We start from the raw sequence: 17,846 nt of genomic DNA, 5'->3' as shown, positions 1-17,846 counted from the left end.
TCGCGCGCGAGACTGCGCTCGTCGGGCATCAACACATCTATCCGATGCCTGTTTGCAGGTTCTTTGCAAAGGCCACGGGTCGGAGCTGAGCGAGCGCTAATCCTGCCCGACAATAAGATCAATCTGCCCCGGAGACATCAGCCGCATTGCCATCTGCAAGCTTGTAGAAACGCCGGATGGCCAGATGTGAGGAGCGGATATCAAGATTGACCGACCAGCGGGCCGCGGCACGGTCGCGTTGGGCGACGGCATCGATGACATTGCTGTGGATCTTGACGCCATGGGTGAACACGCGTTCGAACAGCGAGGTATCCTTGCGTGCGGAGGCGACAATAGGGCCGGTGCGCAGCCAGAGCGTGGAAATCAGGTCAAGAAGCTGGCTATAGCCGCTGGCGCGGTATAGTTCGAAATGGAAGGCCTGATTGCCGGTCAGGGCCGCGTCATAATCATCAACCTGCAATGCTTCTGTGATCTGGTCATTATGGCGACGCAGGGCGTCGACCAGTTTCGGGTTTTTGGGGCCACTGGCGGCGCGTTCGGCAGCGTAACCTTCGAGCTGCATGCGGATGCGGATATATGCTTCATGTTCGGAGGCATGATAGGTTGCAACGCGAAGCGTGCGCGGTCCGGACTGTTCGATGGCACGTTCGGCGATCAGGCGCGCGATCGCTTCCCGGACCGGCATGGCGCTGGTGCCCAGCATATTGGCCAGAGCGCGGATAGAAACCTGTTCACCAGGCAGGAACTCGCCCCGGAGCAGGCCGAGTCGCAGGCTTTGATAAACCCGTTCCTGAACGGTCGAGACATCAACCGGGGCCAGCATCGGTTTGGAATTCTTTGTCAGGTCGAAGGTATTCACGTACTCGGTGCCTCAAGAAGGTGAAGAAACGTTGGACCCGGCGGCAAAACATTTCACCAATGGTCACAAGTTACGCCAAATCAGGTGATTACAGCAGTACTGTCTATGGCATTCTACGTCCAGTGCGTTGGCCATGGCAATGTGCACCGGGTGAGAAAAGGTCATCGAAATTAAAGTGTGATCACATATCTAATATCTTTACTCAGTCAAATTCTTGTGTCTATACTGCCGTCAATGCCGAACCAAGACGTTGGAATAACTGACGCAGTGCGGCAGACCAAGTACACAAACAAGTGTTATCTGGGAGGAAAACTTGAATCGTATGACAAAATTTGCGTTCGGTGCCGCGATGGCGCTGGGCGCGGGTACCCTCGGTGCCGCCACGTCGCAGGCAGAACCCCTTAAAATCGGGATTATTGAAAGTCTTTCAGGGTCGCAAACCTCGACCGGGCGTCTTTATGCGCGCGCTGTAAAATACGGTGTTGATCGTATAAATGCAGCTGGCGGATTTAACGGCGAACCCGTTCAGGTGACGGAATATGACAATGCCGGCGGCGCGTCCGAAGCGGCGGACAAATTCCGTCAGGCTGTTGCGGACGGCGTAAATATTATCATTCAGGGTGCATCATCGGCGATTGCCGGCCAATTGACCGAAGATGTTCGCAAACACAATTTGCGCAATCCCGGCAAGGAAATGATCTTTATGAACCTTGGCGGTGAAGCCATGGAGCTTACCGGCGACAAGTGTCAGTTCTATCATTTCCGCTTTACCACGACCGCACCGATGCGCATTACCGCCCTGGTCAATGCCATGAAAAAGTCGGATGCACTCGGCAGCAAGGCCTATGCCATCAACCAGAACTATTCCTGGGGCAAGGATGTGCAGGCCGCTGTTGAGGCCGCCGCATCCGAGGGCGGATACGAGGTTGTTGGCGAAGTCTTGCATGATGTGAACAAGATCCAGGATTTTGCACCGTTCGTTGCACGCATCAAATCGGCCGAGCCGGACACCGTCTTTACCGGTAACTGGTCCAATGACCTGTTGTTGCTGATGAAGGCGACCGGTGATGCGGGTCTTGATGTGACCTTTGCGACAACCTTCCTTGATCAGCCGGGCAACATCGCCAATGCCGGTCAGACGGCACTGGGCCACTATATTGCCAACAACTATGACAATGCGGCGACCCCGACCAACGAATTCCCGGAAGCCTACAAGGCAGCCACGGGAGCCTATCCGATCTTTGTCGAAGGTCATTCGACCTTTGCCCTGGGCCAGCTTCAGGAAGCTTTGTCCACGCTTGATTTCAAGGGCGGCGACATCAATGTCACCGACATCGCGCTGGCACTGGAAAACAGTGTTTACCAGTCACCGCTTGGACCGATTTCGGTGCGCAAGGAAGATCACCAGACCATTCGTCCGGTGGTGGTTTCCAAAGTGGTCAAAGGCGCAAAATATCCGGCCGATGGCACGGATATGGGCTTTGAGACAGTCGAGGTAATACCCGGCGAAAAGGCGATCTATCCGGTGCAGGACAGCTGCCAGATGAAGCGCCCGAACGCGTAATCCCGACGCCTTCAGGACCCGGCCTTCGTCGTGTTGTGCCGGGTCTTTTCTGCCTCTTTTAGTCCGGAAGTCTCATGGAATTCGCGATTATCTCCACGTTGAACGGCGTGACCTATGGCTTGTTGCTGTTTATGGTCTCGGCCGGGTTGACGCTTATTTTCGGCATGATGGGTGTGTTGAACTTCGCCCATGCCTCGTTTTACATGCTCGGTGCCTATGTCGCCTATGCGGTGTCTTCGATCTTCGGTTTTTGGACCGGCATTCTGGTCGCACCGATTGTGGTCGGGCTTGTCGGCATGGCGGTCGAGCGGTTTTTACTGCCGCGGGTACATGCTCATGGTCATGCGCACGAGCTTTTGCTGACCTTTGGTCTGGCGCTGATTATTGAAGAGCTGATTAAGCTGTTTTTCGGCGATTTCCCGGTCAATTACCAGATGCCCGAAGCATTGCGGTTTTCCGCCTTTGAGATTTTCGGCACCGGATATCCTTTCTATCGCATGTTCATTGGTGCAGTTGCGGTCATCATGTTTACCGTTCTGTGGCTTCTGTTGACGCGGACACGTACCGGTATTGTCGTGCGCGCAGCTGAACGGTTGCCGCAAATGGCCGAGGCATTGGGCCATAACATTCCGATGGTGTTCATGTTCGTTTTCGGAACCGGGGCTGCCCTTGCCGGGCTGGCTGGTGCTGTTGCCGGTGCCTTTTATCCGACCAACCCGAATATGGGTATCGAACTTGGCGTTATTGTCTTTGTCGTTGTGGTTGTCGGTGGCCTTGGATCCCTTAAAGGGTCGCTGGTGGCGTCGCTTCTGATTGGCCTGTTTTCGTCTTTTGCTGTCGGTCTTGATTGGTCGATTGCCAGCATGTTTGACGTGGTCGGGCTTGGCGATTGGGCGCGATCGGTCGGCGGTCTTTTGACGCTTGAGCTGTCTTCGGTAAGCGCAACCATTCCCTTTGCACTGATGTTGATCGTCCTGCTGGTACGTCCGGCCGGCCTGATGGGTGAACGGAATTAAAGATGACATCCATTCAAAAAATTCTTCTGGCGCTGCTGCTGGTTCTGTTGATCGCGGTACCGCCATTTCTCGGGCTTGGTTGGCAGAACGCGCTGATCAATGTCCTGATTTCCAGTCTGTTTGCCCTTGCCTTCAATCTGTTGAATGGTCAGGCGGGACTTCTTTCCTTTGGTCATGCAGCCTATTTCGGGGTTGGTGCCTTTGCTGCGTTGCATCTGATGATCGCGGTAGAAGACGGTCTATTCTTTCCAACGCCGCTTTTGCCGCTGGCCGGGGGGCTGGCCGGGCTCGTGGTTGGGGTGGTCGCCGGGTATTTTTCGACCATGCGGTCGGGCGTGTATTTTGCGCTGGTGACCCTGGCAATTGCCGAACTGTTTCATTCGCTGGCCCCGCATCTCGAAGGGACGTTTGGCGGTGAAGCTGGCGTGTCGTCGATGCGGATGCCCTGGATGGGGTTCGGATTTGGCACGATTATCGAAGTTTATTATCTGACCCTTGGCTGGGTGGTGCTGTGCGGGTTGGCACTTTGGGCCTATACCAGAACGCCTTTCGGGCGTTTGACGCTTGCACTGCGTGACAATGAGCAGCGCGTCAAGTTTCTGGGCTATAACGCCCATTACGCCAAGGTGATCGTCTTTGCGGTGTCGGCCATGATGACCGGTGTTGCCGGTGCGCTTCTGGCGATTTCCAACGAGACAGCAAACTATTCGCTGTTTTCGGGATCGGTATCCGCACAGGTGGTCTTGCAGACCTTTGTCGGTGGATCGACCGTGTTCTTTGGTCCGGTGATTGGGGCAACGGTCTTTACCCTGTTTTCCTTCCTGATTTCGGATCTGACCCGGTCCTGGCTGTTTTACCAGGGACTGATTTTCGTTCTGGTGATGCTGTATGCACCAACAGGTATCGGCGGGGTAATTGATCACCATATCCGCAACCGTCGTCAGCTCGATCTGGCAAAGATTGGCGGTCCGTATCTTGTGGCCTTGGGCGGCGGCATTCTGATTGCGGCAGGGACTGTCTTTTTGACTGAAAGTGCCGAAGTTCTGTTCGGTCAGGACTATGCAATGGCCCGCGACGGGGCAGCGGGTGGTTTCCCGGCCTATGACCTGTTTGGCCTGTCCTGGAGCCCGCTTAACCCAGTGACGTGGCTTGTGCCGCTTGTGTTGCTGTGCGGGGGTGTCTTCATCCTGATCCGGGCCCGTCGCGTGATTGACCGGCTTTGGGCACGTAAGGATGAGGCGACGACTGCTGATATGACCGTCGGTGCAGGAGGCAAAGAATGAATGAGATAACGTCACAGACGCCTGCGTTGCAGCTTTCGGATGTCAGCAAGTCATTTGGGCCGATCGATGTTTTGCAGGGATTGAACCTTGATATTCGTCCGGGCGAACGACATGCAGTGATCGGACCCAACGGGGCGGGAAAGTCGACCTTGTTTAACCTGATTTCCGGGATGTTTGCGCCGTCATCGGGCGATATCCGGCTTGAAGGAAACAGCATTGGCGGTCTTTCACCGCATTTGATCAATCGCGCCGGATTGGCACGATCATTCCAGATCACCAACATTTTTCATCGCATGACCGTGTTTGAAAATCTGCGGATCGGCGTGATGGCCCGCCATCAGGTGCGCTATGGGCTGTTCCGGTCGGCAGCGGGGATGCGTCGGGTCAATGACGAAACTGCCGATGTTCTGAACCGGGTCGGGCTTGAAGCACGTGCGCAAAGCATGGCCGGGGATTTGACATATTCCGAGCAGCGCGCACTTGAAATCGGCATGACGCTTACGACCGGTGCCGACGTCATTTTGCTTGATGAACCGACTGCGGGCATGTCGCGCGAAGAAACGGCCAAGGCCGCAGAGCTGATCCGCAAGGTGACCGAAGGCAAGACGCTTTTGATGGTTGAACATGACATGAGCGTCGTCTTCAGCCTGTGTGACCGGGTTTCGGTGCTGGTATATGGCCGCATTCTTGCGACCGATACCCCCGAACGCATCAGTGGCAATCGTGAAGTCCAGGAAGCCTATCTTGGTCAGGAGGGGGCGAAATGAGCTTGCTCGAAGTCAAAGGGCTGCATGCCCACTATGGAAAAAGCCACATCCTGCACGGCATCGATATGGAAATCGGTGAATCCAGTATTGTCTCCTTGCTGGGACGCAACGGGTCGGGTCGATCAACCCTGTTAAAGGCAATGATGGGACTGGTGCCGCCGAGTGCGGGAACCGTGACCCTTGACGGGCAATCGATTGCGGGCAAGCGCCCTTATGACATTTGCCGAAAGGGGATCGGATATGTTCCCGAGGAACGGCTGGTTTTCCCCAATTTGACGGTTGAGGAAAACCTGATCATGGGCGGGCAAAAGGGTGCGCCCGGTGCGCATCAATGGACGATCGAGGAAATGTATGACTATTTCCCGCGTCTGCGCGAACGCCGGGGCATTCGGGCCGGATATTTATCCGGTGGCGAGCAGCAAATGCTGACCATTTGCCGGTCGTTACTGGGCAATCCGCGGCTTCTTTTGATTGATGAACCGACCGAGGGATTGGCGCCACGGATTGTCGATGTCGTGATGGAAGTGATCCTTGATATCGGGCGTCGCGGCGTTGCTGTGGTCCTGGTCGAGCAGAAACTGACCATCGCGTTGAAAGTTGCCCAGCAGGTCATGGTCATGGGCCATGGTGAACTGGTTTATCGCGGGACCCCCGAACAGCTTGAAGAAACACCCGAAGTGCGGCGCAACTGGCTTGAAGTTGCCTGATGGCCGGGCCGTGGGCGTAAATCATCAATAGGTCGAAAATGAATATGATTGAACGAACCCGACCGCGGTCGGGCCTTCGGGTTCTGGTGACAGCGGGGGCGTCAGGAATTGGCAAGGCCATTGCCTGTGCCTTTCGCGAAGCCGGTGCCAAGGTTCTGATTTGTGACATTGACGAAGATGCCCTTGGCAAATTTGCCAAAGATTTTCCCGATGTGCTGACACGTGTAACAGATGTTTCGGATGAAACACAGGTTGATCAGTTGCTCGCCATGGCATCCGAACAGCTCGGCGGGCTTGATGTTCTGGTTAATAATGCGGGCATTTCCGGCCCGACCGGTACCATTGACGAGCTTTCTGTCGAAGAGATCCGGCGCACCCTTGATATCGATCTGATGAGCCAGTTTTTGGTTCTGCGGCGGGCCTTGCCATTGCTGCGCGCCAATGAGGCCGGAACGATCATCAATATCTCCTCGGTTGCCGGGCGGCTTGGATATGCGCTTCGCACCCCCTATGCCGCAGCGAAATGGGGAATTGTCGGACTGACGCAAAGTCTGGCCAAGGAAGCCGGTCCCGATGGCATCAGCGTCAATGCCATATTGCCCGGTGTGGTTCGGGGCGCGCGCATTGAAAACGTGATCCGGTCGCGTGCTGAATCCCTTGGCATCAGTTACGAGGAAATGGAAGCGCAGTACCTGTCACAGGTTTCGTTGCGCCGCATGGTCGAACCGGAAGATGTCGCCGGTATGGCGCTGTTCCTGTCGTCCCCGGCGGGGGCAAATATCTCGGGGCAGGCCATCAGTGTCTGCGGCAATGTCGAAACCATCTGAGCGGATCAAAAAGGAAAAACAACATGGCTAAAACGTCACGCAAGGTTATCGTCACCTGTGCCATTACCGGTGGCATTCATACGCCCAGCATGTCTGCACATTTGCCTGTTACCCCGGACCAGATCGCCGAACAGGCCATCGAGGCTGCCGAAGCCGGGGCGGCGATCCTGCATCTTCATGCCCGTGATCCTGAAAACGGCCGTCCGACCCAGGACCCGGACATGTTTGCCCGTTTCCTGCCGCGGCTGAAACAATCCACAAATGCGGTCCTGAACCTGACAACCGGTGGTAGTCCTGCGATGCAGGTTCAGGAACGGTTGCAGCCTGCACTTAAATTCGCGCCGGAAGTTGCGTCCTTGAATATGGGGTCGATGAATTTCGGGTTGTTCCCGATGCTTGATCGGTTCCAGAAATTCGAACATGACTGGGAACCGGCATATCTTGAAAACTCCCGGGATATCGTGTTCCGCAACACCTTCAAGGATATTGAATATATTCTCGAAGCCTGTTCGGGGAATGGCACGCGGTTCGAATTTGAATGCTATGATACCAGCCACCTTTATAACCTTGCGCATTTCCGTGACCGCGGATTGGTCAAGGGGCCGCTATTTGTTCAGACAGTATTTGGCATTCTTGGCGGTATTGGCACACATCCTGAAGATGTTGCGCATATGAAGCGCACAGCAGATCGCCTGTTTGGTGACGATTATGTCTGGTCGGTGCTTGGCGCAGGACGCCATCAATTGCCGATCACGACAATGGCGGCTTCGATGGGGGGCAATGTTCGTGTCGGGCTTGAAGATTCCCTTTGGAATGGCCCGGGTCAGCTTGCAAAGTCCAACGCGTCACAGGTTCTGCGCATTCGTCAGGTTCTCGAAGGTCTTGGTCTTGAAATCGCAACCCCGGACGAAGCACGCGCCATGCTGTCGCTTAAAGGTGGTGATCAAGTCAATTTCTAGGATGGATGCCGCAGACATGGTTTGTCATTTCTGACCGGTTCCAAAGTAAAAACGGCACAGTGTCAAATACACTGTGCCGTTTTTTTGCGGGTGATTTCGATCCCGACATCAATCGGAAACGGGTGATTTTTTGACCGCCAGTATCTTGCGCAACCGGGCATCACGTTCCCGAATAACGGTGGAAATTGATTTGTCGGCATAGGAGTCCTCGACCGCGGCGGTTACCCGATCCTGTAGATCTTTTTGTGGTGTCGGATTGCCCAGGTCAGCCCAAAGTTTTTCCTGCATCGGGGCAAACATGTCCCAAAATCCCTGCATGCCCTTGTCTCCGCCGGCCAGCCGATAGGTCATAAACGGCCCCATCAATGCCCAACGCGGTCCGGGCCCTTCGGTCACGGCGCGGTCAATGTCTTCGGCCGATGCGATGCCATGATCAAGCATATGGATGGCTTCGCGGAAAATTGCGGCCTGCAACCGGTTGGCAATGTGGCCATATATTTCTTTTTCCAGCCGAACCGGCGTTTTCCCAAGACCAGTATAAAATGCTTCTGCCTGTTCCAGCGCCCGTTGACCCGTTTTTTCCCCGCCGGCCAGTTCGACCAGCGGTACAAGATGGGGCGGGTTGAACGGATGGCCAAGAACGACGCGTTCGGGATGCGCACAGGCCGACTGCATATCGGTCACCGAAATGGCCGATGAACTTGATGCGATGATGGCTTCTTTGGATGTCGCGGCATCGATGCGGCGCATCAATTCGATCTTTGCATCCAGTCGTTCAATCGCATTTTCCTGAATAAACCCGCTGCCTGCGCAAGCCTCATCAAGGTCGTTTGAAAAACGCAAATTGCCGCGCTGTTTTTTGGCCAGAACCGTATCGGGAAGTGTTGGCCAGAACCGGTCGATTGCGGTGTTCAAATCATGTTCTGCGCCGTCGCGAATGTCGGTTGCGACAACATCAAAACCATGTGCCAAAAAAAGACAGGTCCAGCTTGCGCCAATGATGCCTGTTCCGACAACAGTCACCTGGCGGATGTCCGAATTACCCAAAATTTCCTCCCGTTATTTGATGTGCCGATCATGACGGATTGGTCCGGTGTATATTGTTGTTTTTAATCACCTTTTGACGGTGATTTTTCCCCGGAAATCATGATGCGCGCATGCGGCTTTATATTGTTGAAATTCTACCGTAAACCGGGTGCGATTGGAATGGTTTAGTCCGGGCTAAGTGATTGAAATTTCGATTTAGAATTGCGTTCATGACGGCAATCGATCCTTTGGTTTTTTCATCTGAAGAATGGGGATGTTTTGTTGCGCAACATTTATCCTTTTTGACCGCTTCACCCGCTGGTGGCATCATTGATGTGAAGACGGGTTTTGATGCGGGAGATTGAGTGATGAAGGTCGGGATTGTCGGGGCCGGGATGGTTGGAAGTTCAGCGGGCTATGCGCTTGCGGTTATGGGACTTGCCAGTTCGGTTGTTCTGGTTGATCAGAACCATGATCTTGCCGTCGCCCAGGCAGAAGACATTGCCCATGCTGTTCCGTTCATGTCCTCAACAATTGTGGAGGCGGCCGACTATGGCGGGCTTGCCGGGGCGCGGGTCGTTATTCTTGCAGCCGGGGTCAGTCAGAAACCCGGTGAAACCAGACTTGCCTTGTTGGAGCGCAATGCCGCAGTTTTCAAGGATGTTGTGGGTAATGTCCTTGCCGTTGCGCCCGATGCGATCCTTCTGATTGCGTCCAATCCGGTTGATATCATGGCCCAGATCACGCAGCGTATTTCCGGGTTGCCGGCAAGTCGGGTTATTGGTTCCGGAACCATCCTTGATACGGCCCGGTTTAGAAGTCTGCTTGGCCGGCATCTGGGAATATCGCCACAATCGGTGCATGCCTATGTGCTTGGTGAACATGGTGATAGCGAAGTTTTGGCCTGGTCCAATGCCCGGGTGGGGTCTTTGTCCCTGACAGAAGTAGCCGCCCAGGTGGGATCGCCGATCACCCAGCATGTGCGTGCACGGATTGATGATGGTGTGCGCAATGCGGCCTATAAAATCATCAAGGGCAAGGGCGCAACCTATTACGGGATTGGTGCAGGACTGGCCCGGATTATCAAGGCCATTGCCCGTGATCAGCATGATGTCCTGACGGTTTCCTGTGTCATGGCCGAGATCGGGGATGTGCGCGATGTTGCGTTGTCGATTCCACGGGTGATCGGTGCGGACGGCGTATCGGAGGACCTGATGCCGGATCTCGCGGCTGAAGAACTCGAAGGTCTCGGCCGCAGTGCGCAGCTTTTGAAGGATTGTGTGGAAAGCATTTCACTCTGATACGACAGAACCCTTTTAAAGGTCGGAAAACCGCGCTAGTTTTGAGGGGTCCCAACACGCAAAGGTTTCCAAATGTCGGATTCCGGCCCGGTTTCATTCGATATCAGTTATGACCCGATGCCCGAAGAAGAGGGCATCCGTGCTTTCATTGCCAAATGCGACAGCCTTTATCCACCTGATGCGGTTGCCGCCGGGATCGAGCAACAGCGCGTCTGGTATGATGTGTTATGTTCGTATTTTGGGCGTGCGCGTCCGGATGGCATGCACATTCAGGACGATGTTATCGGAACGGTTCCGGTGCGCCATTACCGTCCGGAAACCCTTGGTACGCCGCACAGAATTCTTTACATGCATGGTGGCGGGTTCGTGGTTGGATCATGTGACAGCCATGATGCAATCTGTGCCGATATTGCAGAAAGTGCACAGGCAGAACTAACCGCAATCGATTACCGGTTGGCACCCGAATATATCTGGCCTGCACAGCATGAAGACTGTCACACCGTGATGCACAGTTTGCTGATGGCGGGGAAAAAGATCGTTCTGGTGGGTGACAGTGCGGGCGGCATGTTGGCGACCGGATTGGCATTACGTGCCAGGGATGATGGATTTGGGGATCGTATTCTTGGTCAGGTTCTTATTTATCCGGCACTTGGCGGGGATCTTAACTGGCCAAGTTACGGCCAAATGGCCAGCGCCCCGGGTTTAAGCACCGATGATGTCATTTATTACCGCGATGTTTTGAAAGCGCCGATGGATGATCCGGTGGCGCATGCCTTGTCCGTGGATGATCTTCGCGGGTTGCCGCCGACCTATATAACATCCGCCTATTTCGATCCGTTACGTGATGACGGACGTGAATATACCGCGCGCTTGGCGCGGGCAGGCATTTGGGTTCAATACCGGGAAGAACCACAAATGATCCATGGCTGGCTGCGTGCCAGATATATGAGCCCCGGGGCCAAGGACGGCTTTGCCCATGTGTGTCAGGCCATCACCCGTATGGTCAGTCAGGAATGACTGCGCGCTGTTATGCTCCGTGATCCGCGTAGCCCTGCACTCTGATATTTTCCGCCATTTCGATGATGTTATTGTCGGATCATAAATAATAAATCTTAACCGCTGTAAGCGGCGTAAATCACTTATGGTTATTGTAGTGTTGATGCAAAATCATTGTGTTCTTTTAATTCGTGATTTGAATATCAAATATCTTTGATTTTTTCCGGTTCTGCCCATTTTTGATTTGTATTCAATGACCTGTTATCATCTCTGAACTTTGATTTCGACCGAAGGGTTGGCACGTATATTTGCGTGCACACAACGGAGGAATGAATGTATCAGAAGATGCTTGTGCCGGTGGATCTGGCCCATATCGACAAAATGGAAAAGGCCATTCAAACGGCCATCGATTTGGCAACACATTACAAATCCGAACTTTGTTTCCTTGCGGTCGGGACAAATACCCCGTCTTCGGTGGCGCACAGCCCCAAAGAGTTCGAACAGAAGTTGTCGGATTTCGCACAGGAAGCAGCCGGTAAATCCGGGTTGAAAGTCTCTGCGGATGCGGAAATTGCCCATGATCTGGCAACAGATCTGAGCAAGATTTTGGTGCGCAAAGCCGATGAGCTTGGCACCGATGTGATCGTTATGGCGTCGCATATTCCGGGCATTGCCGACCATATTTTTTCATCTCATGGCGGATATGTTGCATCACACGCGGATCAATCCGTGTTCCTGGTGCGTTAAACAATCACGCCTTTGAGTAAAGACGGCTAGGGGTAGCTGTTTAATCACGAAGCTAGGGAGTTTGAAATGGGGTCAGAAGCTGATACGGGCATTGAAAGCCCGGATGGTGCAGCGAACCCGATCGAGACCGATTATGAAATCGGTCAGGACAATATCCAGACAGAGATCGGACCGTTTGGTCTTGATGTGCACAACCCGGTCTTCATGATTTCCGGGTTGTCGATTGTTGCATTTGTATTTTTGACACTGGCCTTTCAGGAAAGTGTCGGGCCGATGTTCAATGACCTGCGCGGCTGGTTGACGTCGACCTTCGACTGGTTCTTCCTGTCTGCGGCCAACATTTTTGTTATTTTGTGTCTGTTTCTGATTGTGTCACCGCTTGGACGGGTACGTCTTGGCGGCGCAGATGCGACACCCGATTATTCCTATTCGGGTTGGTTTGCGATGCTGTTTGCGGCCGGTATGGGCATCGGTTTGATGTTCTATGGCGTATCAGAGCCGATTTCGCATTTCTCGTCCTCGATCGGGGGCACTGCGTTCGGCGATGACGGCATGCGTACGGACTGGGCACCTTTGGGTGCGGCGGTCGGTGATGCCGATGCGGCGTTTGATCTTGGAATGGCGGCAACCATTTTCCACTGGGGACTTCATCCGTGGGCAATTTACGCAACGGTCGCGCTGGCCTTGGCGCTGTTTTCCTTTAACAAGGGCCTGCCTTTGACAATGCGTTCGGTGTTCTATCCGATCTTTGGCGAACGTGTGTGGGGTTGGACCGGTCATATTATTGATATTCTTGCAGTATTTGCCACCCTGTTCGGGCTTGCGACGTCCCTTGGTTTTGGCGCTGAACAGGCCAATGCCGGGCTTGATTTCCTGTTCGGGATTTCAGTGACCGACGGATCGAAGGTCTTTCTGATCATTGCCATTACCGGTGTTGCGCTGATTTCGGTTTTGGCCGGGCTTGATGCCGGAGTCAAACGTCTGTCGGAAATCAATATGGTACTGGCAGCCTTGCTGTTGCTGTTTGTGGTTCTGGTTGGTCCGACCATGGATATCATCAAGGGGTTCTTTACGTCTCTTGTTGCCTATGTCGAATATCTTCCGGCCCTGTCCAATCCGGTTGGTCGTGCTGATACCAACTTCAGCCAGGGATGGACGTCATTCTATTGGGCATGGTGGATTTCCTGGTCACCGTTTGTTGGCATGTTCATCGCGCGTGTTTCGCGCGGGCGTACAGTGCGTGAATTCATCACCTGTGTTCTGATCATTCCGTCGCTTGTATGTGTCTTCTGGATGACGGCGTTTGGCGGTACTGCCGTTCACATGGTCAGCGAAGGTGTAACTGCCATTGCCGAAGCAGGTCTTCCGATCAAGCTGTTTACAATGCTTGAACAATTGCCGATGCATGCGATCACGTCATTCTTGGGCATTATTCTGGTGATTGTTTTCTTTGTGACATCATCGGATTCAGGATCGCTTGTGATCGATACGATCACCGCTGGCGGCAAGGTTGATGCCCCGGTTCCCCAGCGTGTGTTCTGGTGCACTTTCGAAGGCCTGGTTGCGATCGCATTGCTGTTGGGTGGCGGGCTTGGTTCGTTGCAGGCGATGGCCGTATCAACCGGCTTCCCGTTTGCGATTGTGCTGTTATTGGCCTGCTTCTCGATCATTCAGGGGCTGCGTACCGAACCGGCAGCAGTAGGCCCGAAATCCGAAGCAACCAAAACCGACGACTGATTGATTTCCGGTTTGAAAGCGATCGAAAACATCGCCGGAAACAACAAAAGGGCGCCAAACGGCGCCCTTTTTATTTGCGTTCATCAAGCCGTTTATTGGCTTACGGGGCTTTGGTCGTAAACGTCATGACGGGTTTGCCATCCCGGTCAATCAGAACCAGTTGGTCATTGCCAAGTTTCCAGTGTGTGACCTGAGTTGTCGCATTGTTAAAAGCTGCCTCGATCGCCATCGCGCCATTAAGGCACATCTTGCGGGTCGCGCCGAGTGGCGAAAATGTCAGTTGATTGCCATCCTGATCATAGGTGCCAAAATAACTGTTGCAGCCCGAAGACCCGTTAACCTTTCCATCCTCTGAAAAGACAGCACTGGGTTGCATTGGCGATGTCGGTGTAAATGTAAATGTCTGTCCGCCATTGGACAGCATGGTTAGGTGCCAGTCCTTGCCCGTGACATTTTTCCAGGCACCCCCGGTATTCATCTGTCCGGTCGTATTGCATGCAGACAAAATCAGCGCGCCTGTCATCGCGACGGCGGAAAACATGATCGGTTTTGTGGTGCGCATGTCACTATCCCTGTGTTGGCTGTGGCTGATGAAGATGAAACGTATCGAAAGTTTAAGGCAGGATTTTAGCACAACTTCAGATGTTTGCGCCGACAGGTCATATGATGTGCAGTGCAAGAAAACGGTAAAACACCTTTGCCTGTTGACCGGGCATCGGCTTATTGTAACAGCAATCCCGCCCATGGCGTTTTCCGCTGTTACCCAAGGTCATATCCATCATGAAAATTTCCCTGTCAGATGCTCATACGCTTGTTTGCGATACTTTGATGCGCTGCAATGTCAGCCGGAACAATGCAGCATCCGTTGCGACCGCGCTGGTTGCCGCAGAAGCATCCGGACAGGGTGGTCACGGTTTCCGGCGCGTTCCGGCCTATTCCGCACAGGCCCGCGCAGGAAAAGTCGATGGCAATGCTACGCCGCAAATGGAAAAGTCGGCACCAGGTGTTTTGCGGATTGATGCGCAATACGGGTTTGCTTATCCGGCGCTGGATTTGATGATGGATCATTTGCCTGACATGGTCCGCCAGCAGGGGATTGCTGTTGCATCAATTTTTAAATCCCATCATGCCGGTGTTATGGGACTGACGGTCGAACGCCTTGCAGAGCAGGGTTTGGCGGCGATGATGTTCGCCAATGCCCCGGCGGCAATGGCGGCGTGGGGCGGTCGGCGCCCGATGTTCGGGACCAACCCGATTGCTTTTGGGGTGCCGGTCGGAAGTGCAGGCGATCCTGTGATCATTGACCTTGCTCTGTCGAAGGTCGCACGCGGAAAAATCATGGCGGCAAAGCAAAAGGGTGTCGAAATTCCCGATGACTGGGCATTTGACACGGACGGGAACCCGACAACCGATCCCGTCAAGGCACTGGATGGAACCATGGTCCCTGCTGGCGGCGTCAAGGGTGCAGCATTGGCAATGATGGTCGAACTTCTCGCAGCCGGTCTCACCGGGGCACAATTCGGTCATCAGTCATCATCCCTGTTTGATGACAAGGGCAAGCCGCCTGCTTTGGGCCAAATGATCATTGCAATTGATCCGGCTTCGACGGGCGGGGCCGGTGTCATGGATCATCTTGCTGCGATTGCTAATGAAATTGCCGCCGAAGACGGTGTGCGTCTTCCGGGACGGCGCGGTAAATCAGCGCGCGCTATTGCCGAAGTGGACGGCCTTGAAATAGAAGATGATGTGATGTCCGCAATCGAAGCAATCACGTAAAATAAATAACGATATATTTTGAATGAAAATCTGCACATGTCATGGCACATATGTAAATTTTTGTTTTGAGATATGCCGATTTATTTTCCTGTTTTTAGATTATCATTTTAAATATGATTTATTGCATCGATGTATTTTTAAAATTACTGAAAATACATTTGATGTATAGACAAGTTTGATTGTTGTTGGCGTAAGCAGAGCACCGTAATCATCGAACTGTAACATCAGTGTCACCGTAGAGTCGCCATTCATGCGTAGCTTCGTCATCCAGCGAAACACATGCAGGCGATTTCTTGATGCTGGTTGTAGATATTTCTGGGCTGAACAAAAGCTTTACCCGTGACAAACGCGCACTGAAAAATGTGAAGTTACAGGTGCGGGAAGGCGAAATGGTTGCGCTTATCGGCGCTTCCGGTTCGGGAAAATCAACATTGATCCGCCATGTTGCCGGATTGCTGCGCGGTGATCGCGACGGCGGCAAGATCGTCGTGTTTGGCGAAACAATTCAGGAAAATGGCAAGATTTCGCGCGGCGCCCGCAAAGTGCGCGCAGAAATCGGTGTGGTTTTCCAGCAATTCAATCTGGTCAGCCGCCTGTCGGTTTTGACCAATGTGCTGATGGGGCTTTTGGGGCGCGTCCCGGCCTGGCGCGGATCACTTGGCCTGTTTACCAAATCCGAAAAAATGCGTGCCATGGCCGCATTGCATCGTGTCGGTATTGATGCGCATGCGACTAAAAAGGCCCGCAATCTTTCCGGCGGGCAGCAACAGCGCGCAGCAATTGCGCGGACCATCACCCAGGGTGCGCGTCTTATTCTTGCCGATGAGCCGATCGCGTCGCTTGATCCGGCATCCTCGCGCAAGGTGATGAATACCCTTGATCGTGTGAACCGTGAAGACAACGTGACCGTGATCGTGTCCCTTCATCAGGTTGACTACGCAAAAGACTACTGCAAACGCACCATCGCCATGCGCGATGGTGCTGTCGTATTTGACGGGCCCTCCACCCAGTTGACGCCGGAATTCTTGCGCGAATTGTACGGCGAATATTCTTCCGAGCTTTTTGCAGATGGTTCCGGGGATGAAACACGTCCCGCGATTGAGCCGGTTGCGAAAAAGGATCTGGCCATCGCGACAAGCTAGCCGGGTCACGTTTTGACTGCCTTACCTCATCGACACACGTCCAATTCATATTTGACAGGGGACTTCTTATGATCGCCAAGACAATTGCATCTGCAGCATTGGCTGCAACCTTGCTGGCATCGGGCATTGCTGCTGCTGATGTTGAGTACAAGCCGCTCGAACAGGATCCGGAAAAGCTGGTTTTCGGCTTCATCTCGACTGAGTCGAGCTCGAACCTCAAAGCCCAGTGGCAGCCGATGATCGACGACATGGAAAAAGCGCTCGGCAAAGAGATCGAGGCATTCTTTGCTCCGGACTATGCCGGCATCATCGAAGGCATGCGTTTTGGCAAGGTTCATGTTGGCTGGTTCGGCAACAAGTCGGCGATGGAAGCCGTTGACCGTGCTGGTGGTGAAGTTTTCGTTCAGACCTCCAAATCCGATGGTTCGAACGGATATTATTCCCACATCATCACCCAGGCTGATAACGACAAGCTCAATACCCTTGCCGACATGCTGAAATGTGATGGCTCGCTCAATTTCGGTATCGGTGATCCGAACTCGACCTCGGGCTTCCTGGTTCCGACCTATTACGTTTTTGCGCAGAACGGTGTTGATCCGAAGGATTGCTTCAAGACCGTCCGTAATGCGAACCACGAAACCAACCTGATGGCGACCGCCAACAAGCAGGTTGATGTTGCTGCCAACAATTCCGAGCAGCTCGCACGTACCGAAATGAACAAGCCGGAAATCACCGAAAAGGTCAAAGTGATCTGGACCTCGCCGCTGATCCCGTCTGACCCGATGGTTTACCGCAAGGATCTGTCGCGCGAACTGAAATCCGAAATCAAGGCCTTCTTCCTTGGATATGGTCGTATGGGCGACGTTGAAGGTGCCAACAAGGTTCTGGCAGGTATCCAGGACGGTATGGGCAAATTCATGGAAAGCTCGAACGCGCAGCTTTACCCGATCCGTCAGCTTGAACTTTATAAGAACAAGCTGAAAATCCAGAACACCGAAGAACTGTCAGCAGACGAAAAGGCAGCACGCGTTGCTGAAATCGACAAGAAGCTGGCTGAACTCGAAATCCTCGTTTCCTACGAGTAATCGATCTTCCGACAGGGAGCGCACGGACCGTGTGCTCCCTGTTTGCATTTACCA

Annotated in this window: 18 protein-coding genes; 15 read left to right on the top strand and 3 right to left on the bottom strand. The window is 53.6% G+C overall.

Translation table 11 applies throughout. The annotated features are described in order from the left end of the window. Positions 1–118: 118 nt before the first annotated feature. Entirely contained in the window at positions 119–859 is a 741-nt protein-coding gene (locus tag AUQ42_RS15435) for a GntR family transcriptional regulator (protein ID WP_068519996.1), read from the bottom strand. Positions 860–1,181: 322 nt separating this feature from the next. On the opposite strand from AUQ42_RS15435, the gene AUQ42_RS15430 reads away from it, so the two are divergent. The 7 genes from AUQ42_RS15430 to AUQ42_RS15400 all read left to right on the top strand — a co-directional run bounded on the left by AUQ42_RS15430 (position 1,182) and on the right by AUQ42_RS15400 (position 7,982). Continuing rightward, positions 1,182–2,423, top strand: coding sequence for a branched-chain amino acid ABC transporter substrate-binding protein (locus AUQ42_RS15430; protein ID WP_068519995.1), 1,242 nt, complete (start codon positions 1,182–1,184; stop codon positions 2,421–2,423). Positions 2,424–2,497: 74 nt separating this feature from the next. Beyond that, positions 2,498–3,439 (top strand): branched-chain amino acid ABC transporter permease, encoded by a 942-nt coding sequence (locus AUQ42_RS15425; protein WP_068519993.1) that lies wholly within the window; start codon positions 2,498–2,500, stop codon positions 3,437–3,439. A gap of 2 nt (positions 3,440–3,441) precedes the next feature. Next, positions 3,442–4,722: a branched-chain amino acid ABC transporter permease gene (locus AUQ42_RS15420; protein ID WP_068519992.1), complete on the top strand. Its 1,281-nt coding sequence runs from the start codon at positions 3,442–3,444 to the stop codon at positions 4,720–4,722. Continuing rightward, a complete protein-coding gene (locus tag AUQ42_RS15415) occupies positions 4,719–5,489 on the top strand; it encodes an ABC transporter ATP-binding protein (protein WP_068519991.1) in 771 nt (256 codons plus the stop codon). The genes AUQ42_RS15420 and AUQ42_RS15415 overlap by 4 nt, the downstream gene beginning before the upstream one ends. Beyond that, positions 5,486–6,196, top strand: a complete 711-nt coding sequence (locus AUQ42_RS15410; protein WP_068519990.1) for an ABC transporter ATP-binding protein — start codon at positions 5,486–5,488, stop codon at positions 6,194–6,196. The genes AUQ42_RS15415 and AUQ42_RS15410 overlap by 4 nt, the downstream gene beginning before the upstream one ends. Positions 6,197–6,240: 44 nt before the next feature. Then, the gene (locus tag AUQ42_RS15405) at positions 6,241–7,023 is read left to right on the top strand and encodes an SDR family oxidoreductase (protein ID WP_197460868.1); all 783 of its coding nucleotides are present in this window, start codon (positions 6,241–6,243) and stop codon (positions 7,021–7,023) included. A 23-nt stretch (positions 7,024–7,046) separates the two neighbouring features. After that, positions 7,047–7,982 carry a 3-keto-5-aminohexanoate cleavage protein gene (locus tag AUQ42_RS15400; protein WP_068519986.1) on the top strand — a complete coding sequence of 312 codons (936 nt, stop codon included), beginning with the start codon at positions 7,047–7,049 and terminating at the stop codon, positions 7,980–7,982. Positions 7,983–8,090: 108 nt separating this feature from the next. Here the strand turns inward: AUQ42_RS15400 and AUQ42_RS15395 are convergent, their stop codons facing one another. After that, on the bottom strand, positions 8,091–9,029 hold the full coding sequence (locus tag AUQ42_RS15395; protein WP_068519981.1) for a 3-hydroxyacyl-CoA dehydrogenase NAD-binding domain-containing protein: 939 nt from the start codon (positions 9,027–9,029) through the stop codon (positions 8,091–8,093). A gap of 209 nt (positions 9,030–9,238) precedes the next feature. Here AUQ42_RS15395 and AUQ42_RS16065 point away from each other — a divergent pair, with 209 nt between their 5' ends. The 5 genes from AUQ42_RS16065 to AUQ42_RS15375 all read left to right on the top strand — a co-directional run bounded on the left by AUQ42_RS16065 (position 9,239) and on the right by AUQ42_RS15375 (position 13,789). Continuing rightward, positions 9,239–9,373, top strand: coding sequence for a hypothetical protein (locus AUQ42_RS16065; protein WP_255355948.1), 135 nt, complete (start codon positions 9,239–9,241; stop codon positions 9,371–9,373). Positions 9,374–9,376: 3 nt separating this feature from the next. Further along, positions 9,377–10,309, top strand: a complete 933-nt coding sequence (locus AUQ42_RS15390; RefSeq protein ID WP_068519980.1) for an L-lactate dehydrogenase — start codon at positions 9,377–9,379, stop codon at positions 10,307–10,309. Positions 10,310–10,381: 72 nt separating this feature from the next. Next, positions 10,382–11,326 (top strand): alpha/beta hydrolase, encoded by a 945-nt coding sequence (locus AUQ42_RS15385; protein ID WP_114114109.1) that lies wholly within the window; start codon positions 10,382–10,384, stop codon positions 11,324–11,326. Between the two features lie 312 nt (positions 11,327–11,638). Continuing rightward, on the top strand, positions 11,639–12,052 hold the full coding sequence (locus AUQ42_RS15380) for a universal stress protein (RefSeq protein WP_068519978.1): 414 nt from the start codon (positions 11,639–11,641) through the stop codon (positions 12,050–12,052). A 66-nt stretch (positions 12,053–12,118) separates the two neighbouring features. After that, entirely contained in the window at positions 12,119–13,789 is a 1,671-nt protein-coding gene (locus tag AUQ42_RS15375) for a BCCT family transporter (protein WP_068519974.1), read from the top strand. A gap of 100 nt (positions 13,790–13,889) precedes the next feature. On the opposite strand, the gene AUQ42_RS15370 is transcribed toward AUQ42_RS15375, so the two are convergent. After that, complete coding sequence (locus AUQ42_RS15370) at positions 13,890–14,351, bottom strand: META domain-containing protein (RefSeq protein ID WP_068519973.1); 462 nt, start codon at positions 14,349–14,351, stop codon at positions 13,890–13,892. Between the two features lie 218 nt (positions 14,352–14,569). On the opposite strand from AUQ42_RS15370, the gene AUQ42_RS15365 reads away from it, so the two are divergent. The 3 genes from AUQ42_RS15365 (at position 14,570) to phnD (ending at position 17,792) form a co-directional block, all read left to right on the top strand. After that, positions 14,570–15,565: an Ldh family oxidoreductase gene (locus AUQ42_RS15365; RefSeq protein ID WP_068519972.1), complete on the top strand. Its 996-nt coding sequence runs from the start codon at positions 14,570–14,572 to the stop codon at positions 15,563–15,565. Positions 15,566–15,861: 296 nt separating this feature from the next. Beyond that, entirely contained in the window at positions 15,862–16,707 is an 846-nt protein-coding gene (gene phnC / locus AUQ42_RS15360) for a phosphonate ABC transporter ATP-binding protein (RefSeq protein WP_068519971.1), read from the top strand. 68 nt (positions 16,708–16,775) lie between these two features. Beyond that, positions 16,776–17,792, top strand: coding sequence for a phosphonate ABC transporter substrate-binding protein (gene phnD, locus AUQ42_RS15355; protein WP_068519969.1), 1,017 nt, complete (start codon positions 16,776–16,778; stop codon positions 17,790–17,792). Positions 17,793–17,846: the final 54 nt, after the last annotated feature.

The organism is Thalassospira sp. MCCC 1A02491, assembly GCF_001613785.1.
Lineage (GTDB): Bacteria > Pseudomonadota > Alphaproteobacteria > Rhodospirillales > Thalassospiraceae > Thalassospira > Thalassospira povalilytica.
This window is presented reverse-complemented; position numbering and strand designations above follow the sequence as displayed.